The sequence below is a fragment of the Pseudoflavonifractor phocaeensis genome, assembly GCF_016901955.1.
Lineage (GTDB): Bacteria > Bacillota > Clostridia > Oscillospirales > Oscillospiraceae > Flavonifractor > Flavonifractor phocaeensis_A.
This window is the reverse complement of the sequence record NZ_JACJLC010000191.1, coordinates 1-1355: the sequence shown is the minus strand read 5'-3', so window position 1 is coordinate 1355 and position 1355 is coordinate 1. Positions and strand designations below refer to the sequence as shown.

The window sequence follows — 1355 nt, the reverse complement described above, 5'->3', positions numbered from 1 at the left end:
GCGGGGAAGTCCAGGGTGACCGGGACGACCACCCGCTTTTTTTCGCGGCGCTGGGCCTCCAGCAGCCGCTGCCGCTCCTGTTCCAGCCGGGCCAGAGACCGGCGCAGATAGGCGGGAGGAATGTCCTCGCTCTCTGAAAAGGCGTCGACGAGCCGATCCGCCCGGCGGTCCAGCTCCTCCAGCTGGCCGGCGTAGACGTCCCGTTCCACGATTTCCGGCGCCTCGTTTGGACACTCCGCCATCATGCGAATAATCTCATTGGAGGCGGTCTCCTCCAACTCCGACAGCTTGACATGGATACTGGCATCGCACTTGGACACGTTATACCGCCCGCTGCAGGCCAGCCATCGGTGCTCCTGGTCGGCGATCACCTTCAGGCTATAGCCGCATTTGGCGCACTTCAAAAGCCCGGTCAGCCAGGTATAGGTCCCTTTTCCGCTGTTGCCCAGCTGCCGGTTACGGTCCAGCTTGGACTGGCACCGGAGCCACAGATCCGCAGGGATCAGCCCCGTGTGGTTCATTACGGAGGCGGTATGGTCCTTGATGTCAGTATATTTTCGGTCGGAGGCTTTGCGCTTGCCCACCAGTGAGATCCCGTGCACTCCGTCAAAGGCCTGGGGCGGAGAAACCACATTGACCCCCTTGCCCAAAAAGTAAAGCCGAACCTGTTCGTCCGCCATGACGTAGGCGGGATTGTGCAGCAGCCGCGACAGGGTCACATTGTCCCAGGTCTCCCGCCGGGGGGCGGGGATCTTTTCCTGATTGAGCTGCTTTGCCAGCTTGCCCAGCGACATTTCTTCCTGGTCATACCCCTGAAAAATACGCCGGACTACCTCTGCCGTATCGGCGGCAACCAGGCAGGGGATTTTTCGCCCGTCGTCGGTCTCTGCTCGTCCGAGCTGAAAGCCGTAGGGGGCCGGACCGCCCGGCCAGGCCCCCAACGAGATCCGCCTGTAGTAATTGTCGGTCACACGCTCGGAAATGGTCTCCCGCTCCAGCTGGGCAAAGACCATAATGATGTGGAGCATGGCCCGCCCCATGGGGGTGGTGGTGTCAAAGTTTTCGCTGACGGAGACAAACTCCACCTCATACTCCTGGAGGATTTCCCACAGCCGGCCGAAGTCGGCCACCGAGCGGGAAAAGCGGTCCAGACGGTATACGTAAAGCGTTCCGATCTTGTTGCTCTCGATGTCCTTCAGCAGGCGGATAAAATCCGGGCGATTGGTGTTTTTTCCGGAATATCCCGCGTCCTGGTAGACCTTCACCTCCCCGCCCGCCGCCTTGCGGCACAGGTCCAGCTGGCCGCTGATGGAAAGGCTGTCCTTTTTCAGCAGGGACTGGCGGGCATAGGCCGC

General features: G+C 61.2%; 1 protein-coding gene. It reads right to left on the bottom strand.

Features of this window, described 5'->3' with window-relative positions:
• The coding region (locus tag H6B51_RS17055; RefSeq protein WP_204884786.1) for a recombinase family protein at nt 1-1355 on the bottom strand (1355 nt) is incomplete at both ends.